This is a genomic window from uncultured Odoribacter sp. (assembly GCF_937966165.1).
Lineage (GTDB): Bacteria > Bacteroidota > Bacteroidia > Bacteroidales > Marinifilaceae > Culturomica.
This window is the reverse complement of the sequence record NZ_CALCLB010000036.1, coordinates 66,846-90,429: the sequence shown is the minus strand read 5'-3', so window position 1 is coordinate 90,429 and position 23,584 is coordinate 66,846. Positions and strand designations below refer to the sequence as shown.

At 39.7% G+C, this 23,584-nt stretch carries 21 protein-coding genes; 10 read left to right on the top strand and 11 right to left on the bottom strand.

Annotation, left to right across the window (positions count from 1 at the left end):
* Positions 1 to 849 precede the first annotated feature (849 nt).
* Positions 850 to 1,026: a (2Fe-2S)-binding protein gene (locus tag Q0465_RS13465; RefSeq protein WP_298616884.1), complete on the bottom strand. Its 177-nt coding sequence runs from the start codon at positions 1,024 to 1,026 to the stop codon at positions 850 to 852.
* A 600-nt stretch (positions 1,027 to 1,626) separates the two neighbouring features.
* On the opposite strand from Q0465_RS13465, the gene Q0465_RS13460 reads away from it, so the two are divergent.
* The 5 genes from Q0465_RS13460 (at position 1,627) to Q0465_RS13440 (ending at position 9,091) form a co-directional block, all read left to right on the top strand.
* Positions 1,627 to 4,230: a hypothetical protein gene (locus Q0465_RS13460; RefSeq protein WP_298616883.1), complete on the top strand. Its 2,604-nt coding sequence runs from the start codon at positions 1,627 to 1,629 to the stop codon at positions 4,228 to 4,230.
* Positions 4,231 to 4,301: 71 nt separating this feature from the next.
* Positions 4,302 to 5,180: a hypothetical protein gene (locus tag Q0465_RS13455; protein WP_298616882.1), complete on the top strand. Its 879-nt coding sequence runs from the start codon at positions 4,302 to 4,304 to the stop codon at positions 5,178 to 5,180.
* A 41-nt stretch (positions 5,181 to 5,221) separates the two neighbouring features.
* Positions 5,222 to 6,493: a DUF6175 family protein gene (locus Q0465_RS13450; RefSeq protein ID WP_298616881.1), complete on the top strand. Its 1,272-nt coding sequence runs from the start codon at positions 5,222 to 5,224 to the stop codon at positions 6,491 to 6,493.
* A gap of 47 nt (positions 6,494 to 6,540) precedes the next feature.
* Positions 6,541 to 8,346, top strand: coding sequence for an LPP20 family lipoprotein (locus tag Q0465_RS13445; RefSeq protein ID WP_298616880.1), 1,806 nt, complete (start codon positions 6,541 to 6,543; stop codon positions 8,344 to 8,346).
* 178 nt (positions 8,347 to 8,524) lie between these two features.
* Positions 8,525 to 9,091, top strand: a complete 567-nt coding sequence (locus Q0465_RS13440) for a hypothetical protein (protein WP_298616879.1) — start codon at positions 8,525 to 8,527, stop codon at positions 9,089 to 9,091.
* A 133-nt stretch (positions 9,092 to 9,224) separates the two neighbouring features.
* Here Q0465_RS13440 and Q0465_RS13435 read toward each other — a convergent pair whose 3' ends face one another.
* From Q0465_RS13435 to rsfS, 10 genes are all read right to left on the bottom strand, one after another.
* Positions 9,225 to 9,608, bottom strand: a complete 384-nt coding sequence (locus Q0465_RS13435) for a hypothetical protein (RefSeq protein ID WP_298616878.1) — start codon at positions 9,606 to 9,608, stop codon at positions 9,225 to 9,227.
* Between the two features lie 28 nt (positions 9,609 to 9,636).
* Entirely contained in the window at positions 9,637 to 10,821 is a 1,185-nt protein-coding gene (locus Q0465_RS13430) for a hypothetical protein (protein WP_298616877.1), read from the bottom strand.
* A 131-nt stretch (positions 10,822 to 10,952) separates the two neighbouring features.
* On the bottom strand, positions 10,953 to 13,541 hold the full coding sequence (locus Q0465_RS13425; protein ID WP_298616876.1) for a M14 family zinc carboxypeptidase: 2,589 nt from the start codon (positions 13,539 to 13,541) through the stop codon (positions 10,953 to 10,955).
* 77 nt (positions 13,542 to 13,618) lie between these two features.
* Complete coding sequence (locus Q0465_RS13420) at positions 13,619 to 14,302, bottom strand: RluA family pseudouridine synthase (RefSeq protein WP_298616886.1); 684 nt, start codon at positions 14,300 to 14,302, stop codon at positions 13,619 to 13,621.
* 14 nt (positions 14,303 to 14,316) lie between these two features.
* Positions 14,317 to 15,132, bottom strand: coding sequence for a 3-methyl-2-oxobutanoate hydroxymethyltransferase (gene panB, locus Q0465_RS13415; RefSeq protein ID WP_298616875.1), 816 nt, complete (start codon positions 15,130 to 15,132; stop codon positions 14,317 to 14,319).
* A 52-nt stretch (positions 15,133 to 15,184) separates the two neighbouring features.
* Positions 15,185 to 15,856, bottom strand: coding sequence for a phosphatidylserine decarboxylase family protein (locus Q0465_RS13410; RefSeq protein ID WP_298616874.1), 672 nt, complete (start codon positions 15,854 to 15,856; stop codon positions 15,185 to 15,187).
* Positions 15,857 to 16,003: 147 nt separating this feature from the next.
* Entirely contained in the window at positions 16,004 to 16,813 is an 810-nt protein-coding gene (locus tag Q0465_RS13405) for a phosphatidate cytidylyltransferase (protein ID WP_298616873.1), read from the bottom strand.
* A complete protein-coding gene (locus Q0465_RS13400) occupies positions 16,806 to 17,012 on the bottom strand; it encodes a DUF2007 domain-containing protein (RefSeq protein ID WP_298616872.1) in 207 nt (68 codons plus the stop codon). Before Q0465_RS13400 ends, Q0465_RS13405 begins: the two co-directional genes overlap by 8 nt.
* A gap of 54 nt (positions 17,013 to 17,066) precedes the next feature.
* Positions 17,067 to 19,157, bottom strand: a complete 2,091-nt coding sequence (gene ftsH, locus Q0465_RS13395; RefSeq protein ID WP_298616871.1) for an ATP-dependent zinc metalloprotease FtsH — start codon at positions 19,155 to 19,157, stop codon at positions 17,067 to 17,069.
* 35 nt (positions 19,158 to 19,192) lie between these two features.
* Positions 19,193 to 19,552 (bottom strand): ribosome silencing factor, encoded by a 360-nt coding sequence (gene rsfS / locus Q0465_RS13390; RefSeq protein WP_298616870.1) that lies wholly within the window; start codon positions 19,550 to 19,552, stop codon positions 19,193 to 19,195.
* Between the two features lie 397 nt (positions 19,553 to 19,949).
* Between rsfS and Q0465_RS13385 the strand changes: the two genes are divergently transcribed.
* The 5 genes from Q0465_RS13385 to miaA all read left to right on the top strand — a co-directional run bounded on the left by Q0465_RS13385 (position 19,950) and on the right by miaA (position 23,422).
* A complete protein-coding gene (locus Q0465_RS13385) occupies positions 19,950 to 21,041 on the top strand; it encodes an aminotransferase class V-fold PLP-dependent enzyme (RefSeq protein ID WP_298616869.1) in 1,092 nt (363 codons plus the stop codon).
* A gap of 67 nt (positions 21,042 to 21,108) precedes the next feature.
* Positions 21,109 to 21,405 (top strand): DUF2752 domain-containing protein, encoded by a 297-nt coding sequence (locus Q0465_RS13380; RefSeq protein ID WP_298616868.1) that lies wholly within the window; start codon positions 21,109 to 21,111, stop codon positions 21,403 to 21,405.
* A 76-nt stretch (positions 21,406 to 21,481) separates the two neighbouring features.
* The gene (locus Q0465_RS13375) at positions 21,482 to 21,808 is read left to right on the top strand and encodes a CCC motif membrane protein (RefSeq protein WP_298616867.1); all 327 of its coding nucleotides are present in this window, start codon (positions 21,482 to 21,484) and stop codon (positions 21,806 to 21,808) included.
* Positions 21,762 to 22,442 carry a hypothetical protein gene (locus tag Q0465_RS13370; RefSeq protein ID WP_298616866.1) on the top strand — a complete coding sequence of 227 codons (681 nt, stop codon included), beginning with the start codon at positions 21,762 to 21,764 and terminating at the stop codon, positions 22,440 to 22,442. Before Q0465_RS13375 ends, Q0465_RS13370 begins: the two co-directional genes overlap by 47 nt.
* 77 nt (positions 22,443 to 22,519) lie before the next feature.
* Positions 22,520 to 23,422: a tRNA (adenosine(37)-N6)-dimethylallyltransferase MiaA gene (miaA, locus tag Q0465_RS13365; RefSeq protein ID WP_298616885.1), complete on the top strand. Its 903-nt coding sequence runs from the start codon at positions 22,520 to 22,522 to the stop codon at positions 23,420 to 23,422.
* Positions 23,423 to 23,584: the final 162 nt, after the last annotated feature.

The following is a 23,584-nucleotide window of genomic DNA, read 5'->3' as shown; positions in this document are numbered from 1 at the left end:
TACTAAAAAAGGAAATGTTAATGATGGTTTTCAAGATTATTGTTTAGAAAAATGTAAAGAAAACCATGAATATTTTAAACATATATTGCAAAATTGAAAGTTTTTCGTTTTCTTTGTCCAGTACAAAGTGGAAAAGGTTTGCAAAAACCTTTATAAGTATCGTAAGTGTTCTGAAACGTTCCAAATCAGATAAAAGGGTAAAATATATGGGAATTGGAGCGGGAAGGCAACGCTCACGTTCGGGGATATCTATAACCACACAAGCAGTGGTACTATATAGCCTACGGACGTGGGGTTGCTCTATTGTTTCCCGATGGTTTACCCGCCTTTCTGGTGCAATATGAGTCAATCCCAGTCTGTAGGTTTTCTTGACTGCTAGATTGACTCTATACAACGGCAATTTATTGTCTACGAGAATTGACGCATAACTCTTTGAGTTGGTGATGAGAACAAAAGACCAATAATTGCATTTGAAGACAGTCCGGCAAGGTAGTCATTCTTATTGGGCATGTTGCAACGAACTAACCTTCTAAGTCAGAATATCTGTCGGCTGTTTTCTTTTTATATTTTCATTCCGGTTCGGATATTGATGCAGAAAACGGCCGGAGGTCCGAAGTGAGAGATCCTAATCCAACTTTGAAGGAAATATTCCTGAGGATAATTCAAATTGAAAGATCGTCCGTAAATCCCAAACAAAGGATAGAAAACGAACTTATAGCAAAATAGATAGAAAATAAGAAAGCTGTCAAAAAATTGAAGTGCCCCCCAAAAGTTTTATGTCTAACTTTTGGGGGGCACTTCAAATTCTGACAGCTCTTTATTTTTTACAGATTGAGTCGTATAACGGCTTTACGGGTGACTGATTTCATCTAAAATCTCCTGAATTTGTGCCTGACACCCTCCGCAGCCTGTTCCGGCATTTGTGCATTCTCCCACTTCTTCTACTGTTTTTAACCCCTTTTCCCGGATCGCTTTTTCAATTTCTTCCCGGCTTACTTCAAAACAATGACAAATAATTTCGCTCATACTTTTAATTTTATAGTTAAAAATCCAATAAACTCTCCTTTATTCTTCAAAAATACTACAAAGCACAAAAAAAGAACTATAAAACCAATTGAATGTTTTTATAAATATATTGATAAAATCTATTTAATTGGAAATTTTTGGGCCGTAAATGTGTCACAAAAGAAGAAGAAAAAACATATCCTTATAGAAATGGGGAATAAGCAGAAGTTGGAAGATCAGCTAATTGAATTTATTTTCTGACCCGTAAAAGATATCGGATGATGGGAAAATCATGAGGGAATCAGTTTTTTAATCTATATTGTTCTAAATGTTGAGATAGTCCGGAATGAAAATTTTGGACTATTTTAATGCTCAGGGGGTGAGGAATAAGCAAATAAATTTTGAAAAGGTAAAAAATAGATTTGTTCCTGAAAGAGGATAATTTAATCTGTTTCTCTTTTAAATAGAGAAAAATATTTAGATGAGTTATATATTTTTTATTAATTTTACACAATAAATGTAGTTCATTGTCTGGTAAATGAAAAAAATCAAATTGTGTCACAAAATGACGGAAAGTGACATATTTCTATTAGATAAAATGAATTCATTAAAAAACGTATTATGAAGATATGGTTTTTATGCTTCGGGTTATTGGGTATTTTCCAGTCCGTATTTGCTCAGACTTATGAGGAATGGTTGAAAGAGCAGAAATCTCAATACAATCGTATGGTAAAAGAGACGAACCGGGGATTAGAAGAATTGCAGAAAGACTATGATAATTTTGTTAAGCAAAGAGATGAGGAATTTGCGGAGTTCCTCAAACAGCGTTGGACAGCGTTTGAAATATTAAAGGGAAATTTACCGGAACGGGAGCCGGAGCCGAGGGTTGCTCCTGTGTTGCAAAAGCATTCCAGGAGTTCGGTCGTAGAATTACAGACAACTGAAATGAATCCGGAAAATACGCGTTTATTGGAGGCGCCTCTTCCCCGGGTGAAAAAGAGCATTCAAAGGGGCTTTCCGGTTGTGCGTATGGACGTAAATTTTTATGGAAATCGGTTGAAACTGGTTTTGGACCAGAATCTGTGCAAACCTTTTACGGGAAAATTGGTTGAGTCGGATTTTGCTGATTATTGGCTGAGTATGAGTCATACGAATTACGATGATTTATTGGATCAGTTATTGGGTTGGAAAGAGCAGTTGGGATTGAATGACTGGGGATATTATATGTTGTTGGGGCGTTGTGCAGAAGTTTTTGTAAAGGATGAAAATTCGCGTCAATTGCTGGTCTGGTTCCTCATGAATAAATCGGGATATTCGGCCCGGGTCGGTTATGGCGGAAATGAAATAGCTGTATTATTGCCTGCTGTGCAGGATATTTTCTTTTTGTCCTTTATTGTAAAGGATGGAGTTCGTTATTATATCACCCGGCCGATAAATAAGTCTTTATATACTTACGATAAGAATTTTTCCGGTAGTGACCGTTGTCCGGACCTGCGCTTTTCTTCTTCATTGAATTTTTCGCCGAAAATTCAGGGGAAGCGGATATTAAAATACAAAGGGCAGGAATATGCGATTACTTACAATCAGGGGGTAACTGCATTTTTTAAAGATTACCCTTCTACAGAATTGAATGTTTATTTTGAAACGCCCTTATCGGCAACACTGAAAGAAAGTATAGAAGAAAATTTCCGTCCGGTTTTGCAGCCGATGACTCAGGAAAAACGGGTGGAATGGATATTAGGGCTTTTACAACAGGCATTTCCCTATAAGACAGATGAGGAACAGTTCGGGCATGAAAAATATTTTTTCTCGGAAGAAATGTTTTTTTATCCCTATAGTGATTGTGAAGACCGGGCTGTTTTATTTTCCCGCTTAGTGGATATGTTGACGGGTTTACCGGGAATCGGGTTGAGTTATCCGGGGCATGTGGCGTCGGCTGTTAAGTTGCCGGAAGAGATGAGGGGGGATTACGTAAAATATAAACGGGGTTTATATACTGTTTGTGATCCGACGTATATGGGAGCCGGGATAGGAGTTGGGATGCCGGAGTTTATAGGAAAAAGGGTGGATGTAATTCCGATTACGGGAAGGCGGATTTCGCGGGAAAGGGAAGACCGGATTGCTTCTTTGGTAGGAAAAGCAGGCGGGGTGATTTTGAATCGTTCCAGTTTAATGCAATTTGCGGAAGATGGGAATGTATATGTTGCGGGAATATTTGAGAATAAATTTGAGAATGGAGCAAAATCTTTTGTTGTCCCGGCTAAGAATCGGATGATTTTTGTGGCAAAAGTAAATCCGCAGGATCGTTTTGAATGGGTATTGCCTTTAGGAGGGAAAGGGGTGAACATGCCTCATCATCTTAAAATAGACGGGGATCGTATTTTATTGTCCGGGACCTTTGAGCAAGATGCTGATTTCGGAGGTATCCGGCTTCAATCGAAGGCGGAAGCAGATTTATTTACAGCCGGTATTGCTCCTGAAGGAAAAGTAATATGGGCTGCCGGAGCGGGCTTACAACCTGATGAAGGCAAGACGGGGTTTAATTATATTGTTCGTTTCGGAAAAAAGGGAGAACTACTGCAAAGTGAGGTGCAACCGGATGCTATAGGTTCATTTTTACCGGGTATTTATATTACGCGCAGAGAAGAGGTGGTTGTCGCCGGGGCATTTAACCGGTGGACGGGAATTTCCAAATTGACAGCTTCCGGTAAGCAGGCGATGGCTGTAATGAATATGCCGGAACAATTGAAAGAATTGGCAGACAATCAGATTAATAATCGTACGGATAAAGGATTAGCGGGTTTGTTGGCAGTCATTACGATGATACAGGAACGGAATACGCCTGTCAGTGGAACGATGGCTTTGCAGGCTTTGGACCAGTATAATCCTACTTTTAAAAGTCGTTGTCCTGCGATCTATAAAAATATAGGAAAGATAGAATTTATCCGGGGAGAAGAAGGGATTATACAGATGAAGACTCAGAATGGAAAGGCTGTGAACTTTGATAAAGTACAGGTAAAGGACGGAAGCCGGATGCGGGTCATTCCTTTACCCGGTAATGATTTAAAAGTAGAGATTATAGACGGCATACAAGTAGGAAAAGCTTTTATTTGGTTTCGTTTGAATGAAGTTACGTTGAAAAGAGAAACGGGAGATATGGTTTTTGATTATGATAAGGACCATACTCTGAGAACATTTAATATGAGCAAAGATATTCTGAATTGAAACCCGATCGGGTTAAAATCAGGTCAGACATTTTAGACAATACAAATAGATTAAAAAACAGATTAGAACTCATGAAAAGATTAATGGTCATTGTGATTTTGTCAATGTGTATTTTAACAGGTGCACAAGCTCAAAAAAATCAGAAGAAAGTATTATTAATAGATTATTTTACATCTGGAAATGTAAATCAGGCTTATGCTAAAATGTTGCGGGATGCTGTAATTGCAGGTATTCAGAATACGAACCGGCTGTCAGTTGTAGATGTGGAAATGGAACCTACTTTACAATTAGAGGAAGGAAGGCGTCAGGATGAAAGAGCGATGGGAGATCCCGTAGCACGGAATCAAGTCATGCAAATGCTGGGGGCTACTTATGCTTTAACCGGAAATATTACCCGTATGGAAGGAGTGAGGATGCAATTGAATGATGGTTCTTATTATTATGACGGGCAGATTGCTTTTGATTTAAAAGTGGTGAATGTTGCAGACGGATCGGTTAAGGTCAGTAAATCCTTTTCGTATGCAGGTTTGAATGCAAAAACCGGACAGACACCGAATGAGGCGGTAATCAATACGACGGATTATATTAAAATGTCTATGCAACGATTTGTAAATCAAAATTTTAAAATAGAAAACCGGATTTTATCCATAGAAAAGGTAAATAAAAAGGGGGCGGAGACGGTGTATGTAGATTGCGGAACGGATCTGGGAATAGCCAAAGGTCAATTGTTTGATGTATTCATTGAAAAGGAGATATCGGGCAGGAAAAGCAGGCAGAATATCGGGACTTTAAAGGCGATAGAAGTTCAGGGTGAAGATTTGACTCTTTGCCGGGTAACGAAAGGAGGGGATGCCATTCAGGAAGCGAACCTGGAAATGCAGGAACTGATTGTGGTAAGTGGAAAAAAAGCTTTTAATATATGGGAAGCTACTAAAGAGGTGATGAAATAACAGAAACGGAGAACAAAATGTGTAAAGATAAATAAGATATTATGAAAAGAGCGATTTGTTGTTTGATATGTTTTCTATATGCGGCAGTAGGATTCAGCCAATCTTATTCGAATGATGTGACCTTACTCAATAAAAATAACACAACTGTGACGGTGAGGACTTCCGGAATTCATGAAAAGAAAAAGGATGCAGCAGAAATGGCTGTTAAATCGGCATTTTATACTTATTTTTTTATAGGAATACCGGGTTTGAATAATGATAAACCGTTGTTAAAGCCGGAAGATGAAACGAAGTACCGGGATTATTTTGAACGTTTTTTTGAGCTGGGAAGATATCGTAATTTCGTTAGAGCTGCTATTCCGGAAGGAGATCCTGAAAAATTGAGGGCAAAAGATTTTAAAGCTACGGTACGGTTAACGTTCCAGGAAGAGTTGCTGAGGAGGGATTTGGAATTAAATAAAATCGCGGTAAAGGGAGCCGAACGGACTTCTATGGAGGAAACTCAGGAGCAAATCCAGTTACCGACCATCATGGTTGTTCCATACAAAGAAGAGGGGCGTACTTTTGAGCAGATCCTGAAAAATGATTATGACAAACGTATGGCTGTGGCAAAGGTACAGGAGGGATTTAACCGGAAAGGGGTGACTACGGTAGATTTCGAGGCAAAACTGAATGCTGCCAAAAGGGCCATGCAATACGAGTCGAACAGTGCAGAATCTTTCGACAAACAGTTATTGCGGAATTCCGGTTCCGATGTATATGTAACGGTAGATATCTATAAAGATATTGCCTCAACAGGAAGCCGGGTAGCTTTGACTTTAAAAGGATATGAAACGGCTACGGGGAATGTACTGGCTTCCCGTCAGTCTTCTTCCAATCGTTTCAGGACTTCGGCTGTAGATCAATTGTGTGTATATGCTGTAAACGATATTTTGGACGATTTCCTGAAAGATCTATCGACCAGTTTTGCCCATAAAATTATGAAAGGCAATACGGTAGTATTAAATGTTTCCATTGCTGGTACAGCCGTTCAGGATATGGAAACGGAAGTGGGGCCTCAATCATATCCTTTAGCAGATTTATTGCGTTTGTGGGTCAAGAAAAATGCAGTGGGAGGAAAATATCATGTACAGGGGAGTGTTGCTGAAGCTATTATTTTTGATCAAATTCAAATACCGAACCGGGATGAGAGCGGAAATGCATTGGATGTCAATGATTTTGCTTTCAATATTTGGGAATATCTGAGGGGAGAACTGAATATACCCTGCCGGAAAAAGGTGGATGGAAATACAATCTATATTATAATTGAGTAGGGGTAAAGTGGAGGAACCGAAAGAATACTAATTTTAAACCGGAATATATGAGAAAGGTACTATTATTACTGCTTTTGTCGTTGATTGCATTAGGCGGTTTTGGACAAGAGCGACCGGACTGGGTGAAAAGCAGGCCAGTAAATACGCTATTTTATATCGGAATAGGACGGGCTTTAAAATCGGAAACGAATTACCAGCAGCAGGCGAAACAGAATGCCTTAAGCGATTTAGTTTCAGAGATTCGGGTGGAAGTATCCGGGAATTCTTTGTTACAGCAACTGGATAACGGACAAGAAGTAAAGTCTGTATTTGAAGAAAATATCCGTTTACAGGCGAAACAGGATATCGAACGTTTTCAGTTAGTGGATAGTTGGGAAAATGATACAGAGTATTGGGTATATTACGAATTGAATAAATTCGATTATGAGGAATATATGGAAAAAAGGTTGCAACAGGTAATCCGTCAGGGATTTGATTGCTGGTGGAAGGGACGGGAAGCTTTGCAAAGCGGCGATCTGACTCTGGCTGCAGAGATGTTTATGAAGGGATTGGATGTCATCCAGCCTTGTATTAATGAAGAATTGCTATGTGATTATGAGGGCAAGAAAATGGATATAGGTAATGAACTCTATGCCGGCATGAAGAGTGTTTTTAATGGTATTTCTATCGTCCCTTCTCTATCTGCCGTAAAAGGACGGGCTTTTCAAGGAATAGCAGAGCCGGTGATTATCCGGGTAAGCCGGGAAAATGTTCCTTTACGGAATTTGAAACTGGAATATAAATTTGCTTCCGGAGCCGGGCGTTTATCAGAAAATCCCATTACAAATGAAAATGGGGAAGCAAGGTTGTATATTCAGAATATTTCGTCGAAATTATCCCGCCAGGAAATACATATTCTGGTAGATCAGGCTCTTTTCCGGAAATATAAAGATACCGTATATGCAGGAATGTTTCGGCATGTAACGGAAAATTTACCCATAGGGGTTGTGTATGTGGATTTAGAGAAAACAGCTGTAAATGCTTTATTAAAAACGCAGACAGGAAGTAATGAGAATATTGTAAGAGCTGTCCGGAGTTTATTGACGAACAATTATTTCAATATTGTGACGGATCCGTCAGTGGCTGATATAACAGTGGAGGTAGGCAGTTCTTTCCGGAAAGGCGGGAATGCTCAGGGCGAAATGTATGATTTTACGGAATATTTCAGCGGGGCGAGGGTGAATATTATCAATAATCATAACCGGGCTGCTCTATTGAACTATAATGTGGAAGATTTGAAAACGGTTGTTCCGAAAGGGACTTCGGAAGCTAATGCTCAAGCCTCGGCTACCCGGGAGTTGATCAAACAGTTGAACCGGCAGCTGGCCATTGCTTTAAAGAATTTGGAGATTGATCCGGAAGGGGAAATACAGGTGGAAAAAATAACTTCTACTCCTACGGCTACTCCGCCTGAGCCGTTGAGTGAGCGTCCAGGAAGGAAACCAGTAGTAGTGACTGCTCCTGTTCCTACTTATATTGAAGGCGAATTTGCTGAGGGAATTTATATACGGTATATCGGAAAAAAAGACTATGGAAATAAGAGCGTCTTTGAATTCCAGGTACTCAACCGTACTCCGGAGGATTATGTATTGGAGTTATTCCAGAATTCGCAAATTATGATTAATGAAAAGGGGGAACAATTGAAAATAGAATCTATGAAACTGGGTTCTGATGAATCTTCCTGGTATGTCAAAGCAATGATATTGTCCGATGTGCCCACAACGTTGAATATTTATCTGAAGAAAACACTTTTATTGAAGCTTGCCCAGTTCAGTAATGGAAAGGGAATGGTGAAGCTGAGGGAACTGAAATAAGGAAGGGGAGAGAAAAGAAATTGAAAAGTCAATATATTAAAACAAATTTATAAGTCAGGAGATTTATTTACTGTTTTTTATGATCTTTTTTACTGGAGATTATGAAGCTCCCGGAAAGGCAGAGTTCATTTTAATTGATTACTTAAATAATTTTATTCATTTATTAAAACAAAATGTTATGAAGATTTTTTATTATGTATTAGAAATGGCAATGATAAGCCTGTTGATGAGCTGTGGAGGACAAAAAGCTTTAGTGAAAACGCAAGAGGATGTGGAAATTGTAGTGCCGTGTTCCGGTCCGGAATACATGACGGATAAAACTTATTTCCGGGCTTCAGCAATGGGCTTTAGCAACGATATGATGATGGCTAAGAAAAAAGGTTTAGCAGAAGCCCGTGCAGAACTGGCAACTTCTATGAATGCTGCAATAAAACGGGTAACGGATAATTATGCTTCTTCTTATCAATTGGGTGAGCAGGAAGAAGCCAGATCCCGTTTTCAGGATTTGGCCCGTACTGTCGTGAATGAAAAATTGTCGGGAACACGTGTCATTTGTGAGAAGACAATGAAGACTCCGGAAGGTGCTTATAAGGTATATGTAGCTGTTGAATTGGCCGGTGATGAAATTGCTAAATCCATGCAAAACCGCATTCAGGACGATGAAAAATTACGCACTGATTTTGAATATGAAAAATTCAAAAAGGTATTTGACGAAGAAATGGAAAAAGCAGCTAAAGAAAAATAATAGCCACTGATTTGTATAAAAACTGCCGGATAAAATTTCCGGCAGTTTTTATATTGCTTTTCTTTATGGACGAAAGAAATTCAGAAACAGGACTCAGAAATAAATATCTGTTTCGGTAAAAATTATTTATTTTTTAAAGAGAGTCTCTGCATACAGAAGTCGAATCTGTTTTTATTGTATCGGTCTGATGAAATTGATTAGGCTGCAAGCCTTGATAAATCGTATTGTTTTCTTTACGGAAAGTGAAAAAAAGAAAATAACCGATTAAAAATAAGGCGGCTATGGCTGCTCCCACTTTATACAGATAAAGTGCTTTTATTTTTCCTTTTTTTCTTTTAATGCGGACAGGAGCAGAGATTTCAGTTAAACTTTTAGCTAAACATCTCATTTCCGTAAGTTTCGTACGGCAAATTTCGCATTGAGAGAGATGAAACTGGAAATCGGTTTCTTCTTCGGAACTCATTTTATTCAATAAATAACGGCCGATATCCTGAGTAGTATATTTACAATCTTCCATTTTTCCTGCTGTTTTGTCATTTAAAGGTTTAGCGATAGCTTTGAGAAAAAAGCATTTCGTTGAAACGTTCTTTAATCTTCACTTTCACTCTGGAAACATCTTGCCGGAGTTTATTTGCTCTTTTTTGTAATTCCTTATCGGAAAGGGAACCGTATTTTTCTTTGGCAATTTCTTCATAAGACTGGTTTTTGAGGTAATGAGCCAGTAATATGTTTATTTTATCCTCTATTCCTTGAATCAGGCAGCTGTGTTGTGGGTGAGCCTGATCATACAATACGCAACTTAAAGCCATTTGATATTCGTATTCATTATCTTTATCTATAGCTTTCAAATTTACAAAATCTTCTCTGGCAGAATTTTCCATATCTGTACTTGTATACATTCCGCTATTCGACAATACAGTTTCCTGATCCCAGTTCTCTGTGAATTGATAAGGTTCTTTCTTTTGCTTCCTGAAAAATTCCCGGATTTTATTCTGGATAATTCCGGCAGCGTATGCAATTACATTCTGTGCACTAACATCCTGCTGTAGCTTTTCATTTTGAAGGGCTTTTTTCAATTCAAAACAGGTTTCAGTCCATATATCTTGAACAGTGTCATTATAATATGACTGAATTCTGTTTTTTGTGACAATTTCAGTGAGCATTTTTAAGCGGATACAAAGTTTTTCCCAGCAAGGTTTGTTATCTTTTTTTAAAAAGTCTATAATATCGGCAGTAGATAAAGGGAAAATTTTTTGACTGATGTCTTGGCAATATTGCTGGAGTTTCTGTGTCGAATTGAAATGGAGTTTTGTATTGAAATAACATTTATAAAAAGAAAGACGTTCCTGACACAGGAGATAAGAGAGTGTATCGCCGGCGGGAGCCAGATAGCAGTCAGCTTCGGTACGGGGTTCATGTGTATACCGGTATTCCAGTATAATCTGAAATAAATCAAACACCATTTTCCGGAATGAGAGGGTTTCCAGGTGAGTTGACATAAAATCTGAAAAATTCTTTTTTTCGTAATATTCTTCCAATAGGGAGATTTTCCATTTCCGGTAAGATTCTTTACTTTCCGGCATCTTTTTGTATGAAGGAACGGTATGGATAATATATTCTACTTCCAACGGCAGATTTCGGAAAAAACCGATTTTATCCAATTTATATCGTTCATTTTCTTTTCTTAAAATTTCTGATAATAAATGGTGAGTACTGTTTTGAGAGCTCATTTTTAGGAAAAAATTTTTTACCTGTTACAAAAATTACCAGTCGGTAACTGTTGTTTTCTCGGGTATTTTATATTTCAGTTTATTTATTTCAAAAGTTTATTAATTCTTTGCCGAATATATAAAAAATTTGATTAATCCAGTTTCCCTGTTTTGATTAAATAACCGAATAAAATAGCATTCATAAATAATTTATTTGTACCGAACCAATAAGATCTGAAATTCATATCATCGGCAAATACAATAATTTGTCCTTTCCCATAGGTGCCGGCAATTATGCCTGGTTGCCCGGAAAGACGATTATTGTTTTCTTCGGAAAGACATCCGGAGAGTAATGGGCGCTCTTGATAGGAAAGAGGGGTCATATAGGGATTCTCCGGTTGGGCAAAACCGGTTTTACCTTGCTTAAATATGGCGATCTCATTTTGTTCATACCCCCAGCCGATAGGATGGGAGGGATCGAGGCGACTGTTCAGGATCACCCCGTCAATGGCGTTTCCGGCATTTGCTTTTAGGCGGGAAATATAAGACTGGTATTCCCGATTAGCCGTTTTTTTTTCTTTTTCAGTTTTAATCAGAGTAATACCGTTTTCATTTGCCCATTTATAAGCTTTTTGCGTCAGAATGAGCAGACCTCCTTCAGTCACCCATTTCTGGATGCGTTCGGTTGTTTCGGGAGATAAAGTCGGAGATCCGTTAGCGAGGATGAGGGTATTGTAAGAATTCAATTCTGTTTTTTCCAGTGCGGTATATTCGATAAGTACCGGAGGCATTTGAAACCGTTGGTCTAACATATACCATATTTCGCCTGACTGGGGTATGCCCATACCCCGGCCGACGACCATAGCGATACGGGGCTGACGCAGATAGGCAAAGGCCGAACTTCCCAAATCGTGATCCTGCATCATACCGCTTTCCAGTGCATATACAGGAACAGCACAGAGGCGGGACAGGGAATCAATCAACGTATATATTGCTTTGGAAGTTAGCATTTGGTTTTGTACCGGAACGATTACTGTCCCGTAGCCGAAGCGGAGGGTGGTATCCGCCTTGGAGTAGGTAAAAGGACGTTGTGCCGCTTTCAGTATTAAGCCTGCACGTAATAGTTCATAAATTAATTTGGGTGTATAATATTCTTTATTTTCGAAAGCGTAAGCATACTCACAGCAGCCTTCGGCCGGATGTATGGCAGGAAACGCTAAGTCTGCTTCTTTTTCCAGGGAGTATTCTTTTAATGAACGGAGTTCATCGTATTGTAAGTTGTAAGCCAGGGGAAAAGTCCAGGTCGAAATATCATAAAATACACTGTCTGTATAATGGGTCGTTTTTTCCATCAGCGTACGCAATGTCGTATAATATTTTTGGTTGCTTGGAATAATATAGGCTTCTCCGGGTTTATAAGTATGCCCGTTAATTATACGGTCTTCGGTAAGAGGATAAGCCATTATGCGATGACGTTTCAGGTTATTCAGGAAATGCCACATAATTGCTTTCCCTCCGCGGGCTTGTACGATATAGCCTTTGACAGAATTTTTCCGGGCTTCTTTCTGGGAGTTGATGAAATAATTCCGTTGGTAATTGAGGAGACGGGTTCTTAGTTCTACTGCTGCACGTATAGTAGAATAGGATGTGTATGCCTGGTTCCGTATGCCTCGTATAAAAGGGGTTAATCCGTTTTTAGTGTCCCGGAGATGACCTCTTACGGCTGTTTGTTCAAAGAGCATGGCAATTCCGCCGTGTATATCCGGGTAAGAGGCTCCTTTACCGTAATAGAAATCGTCGTATCCTTCCCGGGAATAATATAAGGTACCGATTTTATCCAGGGCTGCTGCATGATATTTACTGATTTCGTATGTTATATCCCAGTTTTCTTTTGGAGTTAAGGGATTTGTCCGGGCTGGAAAGCCGGGTTGAAAAAAGAAAGAGCGGTCTCCTCCTTGTTCATGATGATCGCTTACGGTATTGGGAAGCCAGTCAAAAAACATTTCCAGGCTATTTTGCCCTTCCGGGTGTTGTGCCATCAACCAGTCCCGGTTACAGTCGGCCCAGTAGTGATTCGTGCGGCTGCTGGGCCAAGGCTCGGTAAATTCCCTGGAATTCGGATCACTGACATCGGGATAGCTGCGGGAAGAATTTACCCAGGCAGCGAAACGGTTTATTCCGTCCGGATTTAAACCGGGACAGATATTAATTACGGCCTGGGATAAGATGCGGTCAATTTCCTCTCCCCGGGCTGCTGCCAGGAAATAAGCAACAGCTAAAGAGGCGTTTACTCCTGAAGATTCGTTTCCATGTATACTGTAAAAAAGGGTAGAAACTACCGGCATAGAGTCGGTATTTACTGATAAAGAGTGAACCGGATCGGTCAGCTGTAAATGTTCTTGCCGGATTTTTTCCAGATTTTTCTGATTTTCTGCAGAAGTAAACGTCACTTGTATAAACGGCCGGTTTTGATAAGTTTTCCCGAATTCTTTCAGTGTAACGCGGTCGGACAAACGGGCCAGGGTTTTCATATAGTTCAGGACTTGTTCCCAGTCCACATGTTGTTGTCCGATTTCGAAACCGAGGACCTGTGCCGGGGTGGGAATCTCCGGGTTATAACTGAATTGTCCTTGCGGAAGCAGATAGGAAATGTCATAAGGAAACCGGGGAGGACAGGGTTGGGCATACAGTTTGAGGGATACCATACAGATTATACAAAAAAAGAATACTTTTTTTATCATGTCCAGAAAATTAGAATGCACACTATTTTATCCTTTTGCCGGTTATTTCTTCCGCTTCGTCCGGTAGCGGGCTACAATTAAAGATTTTGGTAAAATTCCTTCCAAAGGTTATCTTTGAGAGGAGGAGTGGCTGTAATCGTAATCTTCTCCAAACTTACCGGATGAATAAAGCTAATTTGCCGGGCATGTAAACTGATTCCCCCATTTTCATTCGAACGGGGAAAGCCGTATTTCAGATCACCCTTTATCGGGCATCCGATTTTAGCCAGCTGACAACGGATTTGATGGTGGCGTCCGGTGAGCAGCTTTATTTCTAAAAGGTAATATTTTTGGGAACGGCCGATTAATTTATATTCCAATACAGCTTTCTTGCCTCCTTTTTTTTCTTTATCGTAAGCATACGATTTATTTTTTTCAGAATCGCGTACCAAATAGTGAGTGAGTATTCCACTGTCTTCGGGAGGCAGATTGCCAACTATGGCCCAATATGTTTTAATAATTTCCTCGTCGTGTTCCTGAAACATTTTATTCAGACGGGTCAGGGCTTTGCTTGTACGGGCAAATAGAACGACTCCGCTAACAGGGCGGTCGATCCGGTGCGGAACGCCCAGATATACCTCTCCCGGTTTGTTGTATTTTTCCTTGATATAGGCTTTAACCTCCTCGCTCAGGGGAACATCTCCGCTTTTATCCGCCTGCACAATATCTGAAGTCTTTTTATTAACGGCAATGATATGATTGTCTTCGTATAGAATTTCCAGCATATTTTTTATTCTTAATATTGTTCTTTTTCATTCGGGAAGTCCAGATTTTTTACATCCGCTACATAATGGGCTACGGCTTCTGTCATCTCATCGAAAAGATTGAGATAACGGCGGAGAAAGCGGGGAGAAAATTCTTTGTTAATACCGAGCATATCGTGAATAACCAATACTTGTCCGTCTACTCCATTTCCGGCCCCGATTCCGATCATGGGAATAGAAAGTTCTTGTGAGACCTGAGTAGCAAGAGTGGCCGGAATTTTTTCCAATACAATCCCGAAGCAACCTGCTTCTTCCAGAATATGAGCATCTTCAATGAGCTTTTGGGCTTCCGATTGTTCTTTAGCCCTTACGGTATAAGTACCGAACTTATGGATGCTTTGGGGGGTGAGTCCCAGATGTCCCATAACCGGGATGCCGGCAGAAAGAATGCGTTTAATGGATTCGGCTACTTCTATACCACCTTCTAATTTTACGGCGTCTGCGGCTGTTTCTTTCATAATCCGGATAGCTGAACAGAGGGCTTCTTTGCTGTTTCCCTGATAACTGCCGAAAGGCATATCTACTACGACTAAGGCTCTTTTTACTCCTTTCACTACAGAAGCTCCGTGATATATCATCTGATCGAGGGTAATGGGAAGAGTGGTTTCATTACCTGCCATTACGTTGGAAGCCGAATCTCCAACAAGGATTACATCGACGCCTGCAGCGTCGACAATACGGGCCATAGAATAATCATAGGCGGTGAGCATACTGATTTTTTCCCCCCTTTGTTTCATTTCGTATAAAACATGGGTGGTTACTACTTTTGCTTTAGATTCAACTGACATATTTCCAATGTTATAATACAGATAAGCTGACAAAAAATAAAAATTTTGCTCTTTATCCTTTTTTCCTTTCAGCTAATTCTCCGATAAGTGTTTGAGAGCCTACTGTTTTTTGTCCTAATTTAACTTTTATTTGAGTATCCAAGGGCAAGAAAAGATCTACTCTTGACCCGAATTTTATAAAACCGGCGTGCTGATTTTGACGGGTAACTCCTCCGACGGTAGCGTAAGAAACAATTCGTTTGGCCATAGCACCGGCAATTTGACGCATCAATATCGTTTGCCCGTTATTACTTTCAATGACGATAGTTGTCCTCTCATTTTCTGTAGAGGATTTAGGTAAATAAGCTGCTGCAAAATTCCCTTTATGGTATTTAAAATATTTGATGATCCCATTGACAGGAAACCAATTGATATGGACATTAAAAATATTCATAAATATGGATACCTGTATCCGGCGGTCTTTAAAATATTCCGTTTCTTCTGTTTCTTCAATCACAACAATTTTTCCGTCAGCGGGAGCTAAGATTGTTTTGTCGTCCAGCGTAATATGACGATTGGGGAAACGGAAAAAATTGACAGTCAACAAATAAAAGAAAATAGAAATTCCTAGAATAATATAGACGATCGTCCGGTTATCGATAAAATAGAAGGTACAACAATTCAATAAAATCAGAATAATCAGTATCTTTAATAATAATGAATAACCTGCTTTATGGAGTATCATTTCAGTTCGTTTAATTAATAATGATTTGGGACGGTAAAGTTAAATTTTTTAAGTCGAAAACCGAAGCGTTTCTACTTTTAAAGTCATTTATTCTTAAAAATTCAATTGAAATCAATAAGAACTACTGACAGCTTCAACCCGCCAGACCTAATATACGAATTCCAGATAAACAAAGATTGCAGGGATGACAAATACGACGGCATCGAAACGATCCAGAACTCCTCCATGCCCTGGCATAATACTCCCGGAATCTTTGATTTCAATGCTTCTTTTGAACATCGATTCCAGCAAATCTCCGTATATACCAAAAAAGACAACGATACAGGCAATGATAATATTATTATAGATCGTCAAGCCTTCCAGATAGGGGGCGATAAAGAGAGCTGCCCCGATTGTACAGATCCCTCCTCCGATAGCCCCTTCCCAGGATTTTTTGGGGGAAATTCTCGGAAAAAGCTTGTGTTTCCCAAATTGAGAGCCAAATAAATAAGCGAAAGTATCGTTAAACCATACCAGAAGAAAAGGGAAAAAAACAATTTCAGGACGCCATTCGTCACTAGTCATATAAGGAAGATAAATCAACAAGGTGAAAGGCAGACTTAAATACAACAGTCCATAATAAGAAAAGGCCAGATTTTGGAAAGAATTGCCTTTTTTCCGGTATAATTCACAGATGCTCAGGACAAAAGTTGCCAGAAAACACCAGAGATAACCCTCCCGGTAACCGGAATAAGCATCCAGGAAACCTGCTGTAAATAAGAGGCTCCCGCAGAAAAGATAAATCGGGAGATTGATATAAATCTCGATTCTTCTGGCCATTTTCGCAAATTCGAGCAGGCCGACAATATTGATAATAAAAAAAAGTACGAAAAAGCAAACCGGGTGCAGGAAAATACAGCCTGTCAGGATAATTACAAATAGAAATCCGCTTATCGCCCGTTTCCAAAAATTACTCACAATGAACTGTTTTAATAATTTCTTCTGCTTTTTCTTTTTCTTCTTTATTCACCATGACATAGATTTCTCCGAAACTGTTATAAGAAGAATCTTTTTGGTTCAGAATAACAGCGTCGATGTCGTTGTCACAAAGGATATCCTTTATCAGCTCTGCTTTGTAAAGTTGATTTGTTTCAAAAACCGATGTCCAGTTGTCCATATCATTTAAATTTAAACTTCCGTTTCCCTTCAGGTAATGAAACGGGAGTAAGGGTTATTGTTGTATTGTCAGTTCCGGTTCGGGAGTATTTTCCGATTGTACCTGTGCTTCGTCTTTTTCTTCGTCTTCGTCTTTCCACGGGCGTTTTCCCAGAATGCGTTCCAGATCATCGTTGAAAATGACTTCTCTTTCAATAAGTAATTCGGCAACCTGCCGGTGTTGTTCCCGGTGTTCGGTTAAAATTTGTTTTGCCCGGATATAGGCTGTTTCAACGAGTTCTTTTACTTCGGCATCGATCAATTCTGCTGTCTTTTCTGAGTAAGGCTTGGTGAAGCTATAATCGCTTTGCCCTGTAGAATCATAATAACTTAAATTACCGATTTTATCACTCATACCGAAGATAGTAACCATAGCATAAGCTTGTTTGGTCGCACGTTCCAGATCGTTTTGTGCTCCGGTAGAAATCTGTCCGAAGACCAGTTCTTCCGCGGCCCGGCCTCCTAGGATAGAACACATCTGATCCAACAATTGTTCTTTGGTTGTAATTTGTCTTTCCTGGGGTAAATACCAGGCGGCGCCCAGGGCTTTACCACGGGGAACAATCGTTACTTTCAAAAGGGGATGGGCATGTTGTAAAAGCCAGGAGGCGGTAGCATGTCCCGCTTCGTGGTAGGCGATTGCTTTTCTTTCACTGGCTTTAATCACTTTACTCCGGTTCTCCAATCCGCCAACAATCCGGTCGATTGCATCCAAAAAATCTTGTTTTTCAACGGCATTCTTGTTTTTGCGGGCCGCAATTAAGGCTGCTTCATTGGCTACATTAGCGATGTCTGCACCGGAAAATCCGGGCGTTTGTTTCGCCAGGAAAGCGATATCGACATCTCCAGCCAGTTTTAAAGGCTTGAGATGGACTTTAAAAATGGCTTCCCTGTCTTTTAATTCCGGTAGATCCACATTAATCTGGCGATCGAAGCGTCCTGCCCGTAATAAAGCACTGTCGAGAATATCGGCTCGGTTCGTCGCTGCCAGAATGATAACTCCGGAATTCGTTTCGAATCCGTCCATTTCCGTTAATAACTGGTTAAGGGTATTTTCCCGTTCGTCGTTTGAACCCATATTGGGATTTTTCCCCCGTGCACGTCCGATGGCATCAATTTCATCGATAAAAATGATACAGGGAGCTTTTTCTTTGGCTTGTTTAAATAAATCCCTTACACGGGAAGCACCTACGCCTACGAACATTTCTACAAAATCAGAACCGGACATGGAAAAGAAAGGTACATTCGCTTCTCCGGCCATCGCTTTTGCCATCAAGGTTTTACCTGTTCCCGGAGGACCTACTAACAAAGCCCCCTTCGGAATTTTTCCTCCGAGTTTGGTATATTTATCCGGATTTTTCAGGAAAGAAACAATCTCTTCCACTTCTTGTTTCGCTTCTGCTAGACCGGCAACATCTTTAAAGGTTACTTTAATGTTGGATTCCTTATCAAACAATTTGGCCTGGGATTTGCCCACATTGAAAATACCGCCTCCGCCTCCGGCGCCTTTACTCATCCGGCGGAAAAAGAACATCCAGATCAATATCAGTAAACCCAGAGGAAGCAGGAGTTGGAATATATCTCCCCAACCATCGTATTCTTTTTCATATTCAATTGTCGTATTTGCAGCTCCCGGAATGTCTTTCTGGGCTTCGGCTACATTTTTTTCAAATCCTTCTAACGAACCGATAGCAAAACTGAATTGAGGTCCGGGGTCTGAATTTTTAAAACCTTTAGATTTCAATTGAGAGTAATTTTCTACGCGGTTGGGTTTGAGGAATACATTGACCAATCCTTTATTGGTAATAACTACGAATTTCTCAACGTCCCCTTTTTCCAGCATTTTAGTTTTTACTTCCTGCCAGTTGGTTTTTACAGGCTCTGTGCGGAGATTGAAAAAGTTAAAACCAATGAAAATTAAAGCCAGAAGTACATATAACCAAATACCACCAAATTTAGGTGTTTTGATATTTTTGCCATTTCCTATAGGCGGAAAATTGAAATTGTCTTTTTTATTTTTATTTTCCTGTCTGTTTTCCTTGTTCTCTGCCATATCATTCACTCGCTGCATTTTACGGTTTTGACTGCCGTTTAAATCTATATTCATTTTATTTCTTAGTTGTCTATTTCAACAATGTTTTCTCATTCTTCGTGATTCAGTTCTTCTTTAATACCGTCTCCCCAAAAATCTTCTAATTGATAATATTCCCGTTGTTCTTTTTGAAAAACATGCACAATTACGTCCCCATAATCTACAACAATCCATTGTGCCTGATCTCTCCCTTCTATATGAAATGGTTTTTCGTGTAAATCTTCCAAAATTTTATCTTCTACGGCGTCAGCAAGTGCTGAAACGTGGGTATTAGAAGTTCCATGACATATTACGAAGAAACTGCAGAAACAGTTCTCTATGTTTCTTAAATCGATTTTTACAATTTGATGTCCTTTATTTTCGTCCAGACTTTCTGTTATTTTGTTTACTAATTTTTCCTGTTTTGTCATACTGAAAAAGATTCAGTTTTAAGCTGTTATTTTATAATTTAAATTTTGGTTTATGATATAAATTTTAGTTGTTTCAGAAATTTATTTATTCATTCTTGCTTCTAGGGTTTATGTATGTGTTTGTAAATTTACTCTAACTTAGCCCTTGACAAAATTTCATACCATTTGAAGTTACAAATATACATTTTTAAAACTAAATATTAAAGACTATGTTATTTAATCCGGAGGAATATATTAAATAATTCTCATTTCTTTTGCGGAAAAATATGCAGGGGATGGGTTGGGGAATGTGCATTGCGGTAAGCTAATATTTATAAGAATTTTTGGTGTAACTTCCTTTTCAAAATACCGTATTTTTACGTTTTTAATGTTAATTTTGCGAATAAAATGTTTGATTATGGAAGAGTATAAAATACCTATGGTTCCGGGACCGGTAGCTGTTCCGCCGGAGATATTGGAGATAGCGGCTTTCAATTATGGTTCTGCCGATTTGGAAGAAGAATATATTGCTTTATATAAGGCTACGGAAAAAGCCCTGCAAAGAATAATGCGTACCCGTAATAAGGTCGTAATCCAGACCGGGGAAGGTATGCTTGCTTTGTGGAGTGCCTTGAAAAGTGCTTTATTACCGGGAGATAAAGTATTGGCTTTATCCACCGGATTGTTCGGGTATGGTATAGGAGTGATGGCTGAGACATTAGGATGTGAGGTCAAAATAATGGATTTTGGTTTTAACGAATCGATTCATGATTTTGAGCTGGTGGAAAAAGCGATCCGGGAATTCCGCCCGAAAATGATTACGATGGTTCACAGTGAGACTCCCAGCGGGACTATTAATCCGGTTGGACAGATTGGAATTTTGAAGGAAAAATATGAAATACCTTTGTTATATGTAGATGCTGTTTCGGGTATAGGGGGAAGTCTGGTAAAAACGGACGACTGGCATATTGATTTTTGTTTGGGAGCTTCACAAAAATGTCTGTCTGCACCGGCCAATATGGCTTTTTTATCGGTAAGTGAAAAGGCTTGGGAAATAATAGAGGAAATCGGGTATGTCGGGTATGAGGCTTTACAACCTTTCCGGTATGCCGTCAAAAAACGTTACTTCCCTTATACGCCTTATTGGCAGGGAACAGCTCAGTTATACAAAGCATGTCAATTGATTTTGGAAGAAGGATTAGCCAAGGTACTGTCGCGGCATGAACAGGTAGCCCGTTATTGCCGGCAGAGGGCTTGTGCAATGGGGCTGGAGCTGTTTCCGGCTCCGGATGCGATCCTGTCTCCTACGGTAACTGCCTTAAATGTACCTCGTAGGATCGGATGGAAAAAATTGGATACAGCCCTGAGGGCGGAAGGTCTGGTTGTGGGGGGAAATTACGGAACATTGGCGGGGAAAGTATTTCGTATCGGACATATGGGCACTCAGGCAAATCCGGAATGGGTAGCACAAGCTATGGATATTTTGGAAGAAGTTATCCGAAAAGCCTGATCATAGATGTTAAGTCAGCAGACGAAGCCTGTAATTTTGTAACCGTTATAATCCTATAAACGTAAGCATGCTCGAATGGCTGGAAGCACATCAATTATCCTGTTGGATAAAATCTGTGATCGGTATAGAATGCCCTGGTTGCGGTATGCAAAGAGCTGTCCTTTTGTTGTTAAAAGGAGATTTCGGGACTTCTCTCAGCGTTTATCCGGGATTATTGCCGTTGTTGCTGTTTTTAATATTGATTGTTTTGAAAATTTGCGGCATAAAAAAAATTCAGCCGGAGCTATTAAAAATTACGGGTTTTGTTTGTTTAGCAACAATTTTAATTTCATATTTGCTTAAATTAACAAATGCGATCATTTAGACACATTATATCGTAAAAGAGGAAGGAAATTTAATGCTTTATTTTCCTTCTTGCCATTAAATTAATATTGAAAATTATGGAAATTTTTGAACAAAACAAGCGAGATTTACCTAATGCGACAACGATTTTGGTATTGGGAATATTATCGCTTGTATTCTGTTGGTGTTATGGAATAATCGGTTTGGTGCTGGGAATCATAGCTGTTGCGATGTCGGGTACTCCGCGTAAGGCTTATTTAGCGGAGCCGGGGTTATATACAGAGAGTTCGTATAAGAATATAAATGCCGGAAGGATATGTGGGATTATTGCTATCTGTCTTTCCGTACTGGTTATGTTATTTTTTATTCTGGTAATATGTGGAATCGTTGCGGCTGGTATTGGAGCGGCAGGTTACGGGTTATAAAATAGTAGAAATTATGAATTACAGGTTTGAGATTAGTTTACCGAATAGTTCGGATTTCAGGTGTGAGATTGCCATCAGTGGCGAACAGACTTTTCAGCAGTTACACGATAAAATTATAGAGGTATTAGGGTACGATAGCTCCCAGATGGCGTCCTTTTATACACTCGACAAAATGGGAAACCGGGTGAAGGAGATCGCTTTGATGGAGATGTCGACGGATGATGAAGAGACAAACACTTTAGTTATGGATGTAACTACTATCCGTGAGATGGTGAACGCGAATTGCATAGAGTTGGAATATGTCTTTGACTTTTTTAACAACCGTTATTTCCGGGTAGAGTATGCAGGGGAATATATTGCAGATTCTGCTGATGTATTGCCGGTTTGTTTGTATTGTGACGGAGAAATACCGGAGCAGATGGAACTGGAAGATAATGATAAGTGGACTTATGGAAAATCGGATGAAGAGTATGATGATAGTTTTATGGAAGAATTCTCGGATTTTACAGAAGAGGGAGATAATTACGATGACGTTGAGGAAGGGGGATATGATGATGAAGATGGGGAGTTCGGGAGCAGAGAAAGATATGATGACCGTTATGAAAGTATAGATGACTATATCGATCGGTTATAATCGGTAAAAAAGGGATAGGAAATGTCCGGAAAGTGATAAGGGAATTACTTTTTGGACATTTTTCTTCCGGAGAAATTATGGGAAAAAGGTTGATTGTTCTTTTGGGACCGACCGGGGTGGGAAAGACAGATTTGAGTATAGAGATTGCCCGTCATTTTCAAACTTCGGTTATTTCGTGTGATTCCCGGCAAATTTACCGGGAAATGCGGATAGGGACTGCAATACCTGCTGCGGAACAATTGGCAGCTGTACCACACTTTTTTATTCATACTTTATCGGTAAAAGATTACTTTAATTCTTGGCAATTTGAGCAGCAGGCCTTGGAAAAAATCCGGGAATTGCATCATACGGCTGAAGTGGTACTTATGGCAGGAGGTTCTATGATGTATATAGATGCTGTATGCAAAGGTATTGATGACATTCCCAGTATTGATCCCGACCTTCGGATGCAATTGATGGAGCGGATGGAGAAGGAGGGACTGGAAACAATCCGGAGCCTGCTGAGAAAATTGGATCCTGTTTTTTATGAACAAGTAGATTTGAATAATGCCAAAAGGGTATTGCATGCGGTAGAAGTATGTATGATGGCAGGTAAACCTTATTCGGCTTTACGGACGAACAATCCGAAAGAGCGGGAATTTGACATTTTAAAAATAGGATTAAATCGTGAAAAAAGTGAATTATACGACAGAATTAATAAACGGGTGGATCGTATGTTGGAGGAAGGCCTTGAAGAAGAAGCGCATTTACTCTATCCTTTACGGCATTTAAATCCGTTGAATACTGTAGGATATAAAGAATTTTTTGAATATTTCGACGGTCAGATCGATTATCCGGAGGCGATACGTTTAATCAAGAGAAACTCCCGGAGATATGCCAAAAAACAATTGTCCTGGTTCCGTCGTGATCCTGATATTCATTGGTTCCATCCGGATGATAAAGAGGGCATATTCCGGTTGATGGAAGAAGGGAGAATTTAAATGTTTAAGCGTTTGTAAGGGTATTTGGGGGATTAATGCTTCCTTTAAAGGCGGATTAACGCTTCGCTGATTAACGGAACTGACGTTGCGGAATTAAATTAGTCAGAACCGAAGGTGCGTTCATCAGCGAATAGTGGGATGAGCCTTAAACAGGAACGAAGT

What these genes read in the sequence shown, in the direction of transcription:
- Q0465_RS13375 (WP_298616867.1), top strand. Translation starts at nt 21,482, where the DNA reads ATGGAAATTTTTGAACAAAACAAGCGAGATTTACCTAATGCGACAACG.
- Q0465_RS13460 (WP_298616883.1), top strand. Translation starts at nt 1,627, where the DNA reads ATGAAGATATGGTTTTTATGCTTCGGGTTATTGGGTATTTTCCAGTCC.
- miaA (WP_298616885.1), top strand. Translation starts at nt 22,520, where the DNA reads ATGGGAAAAAGGTTGATTGTTCTTTTGGGACCGACCGGGGTGGGAAAG.
- Q0465_RS13385 (WP_298616869.1), top strand. Translation starts at nt 19,950, where the DNA reads ATGGAAGAGTATAAAATACCTATGGTTCCGGGACCGGTAGCTGTTCCG.
- Q0465_RS13445 (WP_298616880.1), top strand. Translation starts at nt 6,541, where the DNA reads ATGAGAAAGGTACTATTATTACTGCTTTTGTCGTTGATTGCATTAGGC.
- Q0465_RS13380 (WP_298616868.1), top strand. Translation starts at nt 21,109, where the DNA reads ATGCTCGAATGGCTGGAAGCACATCAATTATCCTGTTGGATAAAATCT.
- Q0465_RS13440 (WP_298616879.1), top strand. Translation starts at nt 8,525, where the DNA reads ATGAAGATTTTTTATTATGTATTAGAAATGGCAATGATAAGCCTGTTG.
- Q0465_RS13430 (WP_298616877.1), bottom strand. Translation starts at nt 10,821, where the DNA reads ATGAGCTCTCAAAACAGTACTCACCATTTATTATCAGAAATTTTAAGA.
- Q0465_RS13425 (WP_298616876.1), bottom strand. Translation starts at nt 13,541, where the DNA reads ATGATAAAAAAAGTATTCTTTTTTTGTATAATCTGTATGGTATCCCTC.
- Q0465_RS13455 (WP_298616882.1), top strand. Translation starts at nt 4,302, where the DNA reads ATGAAAAGATTAATGGTCATTGTGATTTTGTCAATGTGTATTTTAACA.
- ftsH (WP_298616871.1), bottom strand. Translation starts at nt 19,157, where the DNA reads ATGAATATAGATTTAAACGGCAGTCAAAACCGTAAAATGCAGCGAGTG.
- Q0465_RS13410 (WP_298616874.1), bottom strand. Translation starts at nt 15,856, where the DNA reads ATGATACTCCATAAAGCAGGTTATTCATTATTATTAAAGATACTGATT.
- panB (WP_298616875.1), bottom strand. Translation starts at nt 15,132, where the DNA reads ATGTCAGTTGAATCTAAAGCAAAAGTAGTAACCACCCATGTTTTATAC.
- Q0465_RS13400 (WP_298616872.1), bottom strand. Translation starts at nt 17,012, where the DNA reads ATGGACAACTGGACATCGGTTTTTGAAACAAATCAACTTTACAAAGCA.
- Q0465_RS13465 (WP_298616884.1), bottom strand. Translation starts at nt 1,026, where the DNA reads ATGAGCGAAATTATTTGTCATTGTTTTGAAGTAAGCCGGGAAGAAATT.
- Q0465_RS13450 (WP_298616881.1), top strand. Translation starts at nt 5,222, where the DNA reads ATGAAAAGAGCGATTTGTTGTTTGATATGTTTTCTATATGCGGCAGTA.
- Q0465_RS13435 (WP_298616878.1), bottom strand. Translation starts at nt 9,608, where the DNA reads ATGGAAGATTGTAAATATACTACTCAGGATATCGGCCGTTATTTATTG.
- rsfS (WP_298616870.1), bottom strand. Translation starts at nt 19,552, where the DNA reads ATGACAAAACAGGAAAAATTAGTAAACAAAATAACAGAAAGTCTGGAC.